The organism is Kineococcus indalonis, from assembly GCF_009906395.1.
In the GTDB taxonomy this organism is placed as follows: domain Bacteria; phylum Actinomycetota; class Actinomycetes; order Actinomycetales; family Kineococcaceae; genus Kineococcus; species Kineococcus indalonis.
On sequence record NZ_JAAALM010000466.1, the window covers coordinates 1 to 3,242 of the forward strand.

The window sequence follows — 3,242 nt, forward strand, 5'->3', positions numbered from 1 at the left end:
GCCCTGCTCGCCCCCCTGGCCGCCCTCGCCGTCGCCCTGCCGGGCGCGGGCGCCGCCTCCGCCGCCGCCCCCGAGGTCCGCGTCGCCGCCGCCGGCGCCGACGCCCTGCCGGGGCAGTACGTCGTCACCCTGCACGAGGGCGCCGACGCGCGCGGCCTGGCCCGCGCCCTGCAGGTCTCCCCGCGCCACGTCTACACCAGCGCCCTGGACGGCTTCGCCGCCACGCTCACCGACGGGCAGCTGAAGGCGCTGCAGCGCAACCCCTCGGTCGCCGCCATCGAGGAGGACCGCAGCGTCCGCACCGAGGCGACGCAGGGCATCACCACCGCCGGGCTGCACGGCCTGGACCGCATCGACCAGCGGGCCCTGCCGCTGTCGGGCGGCTACACCTACGGCACCGGCGCGGCCGGGGTCACCGCCTACGTCATCGACACCGGCATCGACACCACCCACCCCGACTTCGGCACGCGCGCCCGCAACGTCTACGACGCCCTCGGCGGCGACGGGCGGGACTGCAACGGCCACGGCACGCACGTGGCCGGCACGATCGGCGGCCGCACCCACGGGGTGGCCAAGGACGTGCAGCTGCGCGGCGTGCGCGTGCTGGGCTGCGACGGTTCCGGCAGCACCTCGGGGATCATCGCGGCCGTGGACTGGGTGCGCGCGAACCACGTGTCCCCGGCCGTGGCCAACCTCTCCCTGGGCGGGGGCTACTCCGCCGCTCAGAACACCGCGGTGAGCAACCTCGCCGCCGCCGGGGTGGCCGTCGCGGTGGCCGCCGGCAACGAGTCGCAGGACGCCTGCCGGGTCTCGCCCGCCTCGGCCTCCGGCGTCGTCACGGTCGCCGCCTCCGACCGCGCCGACACGCGCGCGTCGTTCTCGAACTTCGGCTCCTGCGTGGAGACGTACGCGCCCGGCGTGGCCGTGACCTCGACGTGGCTGAGGGGCGCGACGAACACCATCAGCGGGACCTCCATGGCCAGCCCCCACGTGGCCGGCGTCATGGCGCTGCACAAGGGCCGCAACGGCGACGCGCCCTCGGCGACGGTGAACTCCTGGATCGTGGCCAACGGCACCGCGAACGTGGTGCGCTCCAACCCCTCCGGCACGCCGAACCGCCTGCTGTTCAAGTCCTCGCTCTGAGGCGGCGCGGCCCGCGACGTCCCGCCGGGACGTCGCGGGCCGCTGCGCTGCCGCGGCGCCCTACTTCTTCGCCTTGTCCTTGGCCTTGTCGCCGGCGGCGTCGGAGGACAGCGCGGCGATGAACGCCTCCTGGGGGACCTCCACGCGCCCGACCATCTTCATGCGCTTCTTGCCCTCCTTCTGCTTCTCCAGCAGCTTGCGCTTGCGGGTGATGTCACCGCCGTAGCACTTGGCCAGGACGTCCTTGCGGATGGCGCGGACGTTCTCGCGGGCGATGATGCGCGCGCCGATCGCGGCCTGGATGGGCACCTCGAACTGCTGGCGCGGGATGAGGTCCTTGAGCTTGCCGGCCATCATCACGCCGTAGCTGTAGGCCTTGTCGCGGTGCACGATCGCGCTGAACGCGTCGACCTGCTCGCCCTGCAGCAGGACGTCGACCTTCACCAGGTCGGCGGCCTGGTCGCCGTCCACGTCGTAGTCCAGGGAGGCGTAGCCGCGCGTGCGCGACTTCAGCTGGTCGAAGAAGTCGAAGACGATCTCGGCCAGCGGCAGCCGGTAGCGCATCTCCACGCGGTCCTCGGACAGGTAGTCCATGCCCTGCAGGTCGCCGCGGCGCTGCTGGCACAGCTCCATGATCGCGCCGATGAACTCGCTGGGCGCCAGCACCGTCGCCTTGACGACGGGCTCGCGGACCTCGGCGACCTTGCCCTCGGGGAACTCCGAGGGGTTGGTCACCTCGACGACCTTCTTGTCCTCCATCGTCACCTGGTACGGCACGCTGGGGGCGGTGGAGATGAGGTCGAGGTCGAACTCGCGCTCCAGGCGCTCGCGCACGATCTCCAGGTGCAGCAACCCCAGGAACCCGATGCGGAAGCCGAAGCCGAGCGCGACCGAGGTCTCCGGCTCGTAGGACAGCGCCGCGTCGTTGAGCTTGAGCTTGTCCAGGGCGTCGCGCAGCAGCGGGTAGTCGGAGCCGTCGATGGGGTACAGGCCGGAGAAGACCATGGGCTTGGGGTCGCGGTACCCGCCGAGGGCCTGCGTCGAGGGCTTGCCCGCGTTGGTGACGGTGTCGCCGACCTTGGACTGGCGCACGTCCTTCACGCCGGTGATCAGGTAGCCGACCTCGCCGACGCCCAGGCCCCTGGAGGGGGTCGGCTCCGGCGAGGAGACGCCGATCTCCAGCAGCTCGTGGGTGGCCCTGGTCGACATCATCGCGATGCGCTCGCGCGGGGACAGCTGCCCGTCGACGACGCGCACGTACGTGACGACGCCGCGGTAGGTGTCGTACACCGAGTCGAAGATCATCGCGCGGGCCGGGGCGTCGGGGTCGCCCACCGGGGCGGGGACCTGCCGGACGATCTCGTCCAGCAGCGCGTCGACGCCCGCACCCGTCTTGCCCGACACCCGCAGGCAGTCCTCGGGTTCGCAGCCGATGAGCTTGGCCAGCTCCTCGGCGAACTTCTCCGGCTGCGCCGCGGGCAGGTCGATCTTGTTCAGGACCGGGATGATCGTGAGGTCGTTCTCCATGGCGAGGTAGAGGTTCGCCAGCGTCTGCGCCTCGATGCCCTGCGCGGCGTCCACGAGCAGCACCGCGCCCTCGCAGGCGGCCAGCGACCGGGAGACCTCGTAGGTGAAGTCGACGTGCCCGGGGGTGTCGATCATGTTCAGCGCGTAGTCGGTGCCGTCCAGGCCCCACGGCATGCGCACGGCCTGCGACTTGATGGTGATGCCGCGCTCGCGCTCGATGTCCATGCGGTCCAGGTACTGCGCGCGCATGGCCCGCTCGTCCACGACCCCGGTCAGCTGCAGCATGCGGTCGGCCAGCGTCGACTTGCCGTGGTCGATGTGGGCGATGATGCAGAAGTTGCGCAGCAGCTGCGGCGGCGTGGAAGCGGGAGCCGGCGCGTTCGCGGCCATCGGGGACACGGGCGGGGTGCACCTCTCGTCGGCACGGTCGTGGGGTCCCATCGTCGCACGCGCACGGGCCGGCGGGTCCGCGGAACCGCCCGGGCCCGCGCGGCGTCCCAGCGGCACGGTCACGGCGACCGCTGCCCGGGAGGCCCGCCATGTGCACCACGCCCCGCACCCCCGTCCCCACG

At 72.5% G+C, this 3,242-nt stretch carries 2 protein-coding genes; one reads left to right on the forward strand and one right to left on the reverse strand.

The window, feature by feature from the left end; translation table 11 throughout:
* The first annotated feature begins 3 nt into the window (after positions 1-3).
* Complete coding sequence (locus GTR00_RS17545) at positions 4-1,143, forward strand: S8 family peptidase (RefSeq protein WP_166612867.1); 1,140 nt, start codon at positions 4-6, stop codon at positions 1,141-1,143.
* A 60-nt stretch (positions 1,144-1,203) separates the two neighbouring features.
* Here the strand turns inward: GTR00_RS17545 and lepA are convergent, their stop codons facing one another.
* On the reverse strand, positions 1,204-3,060 hold the full coding sequence (gene lepA, locus GTR00_RS17550; RefSeq protein ID WP_166612868.1) for a translation elongation factor 4: 1,857 nt from the start codon (positions 3,058-3,060) through the stop codon (positions 1,204-1,206).
* Positions 3,061-3,242: the final 182 nt, after the last annotated feature.

Bases quoted from the DNA above. Each gene is read 5' to 3' on its own strand.
- lepA (WP_166612868.1), bottom strand. From the start codon at position 3,060: ATGGCCGCGAACGCGCCGGCTCCCGCTTCCACGCCGCCGCAGCTGCTG.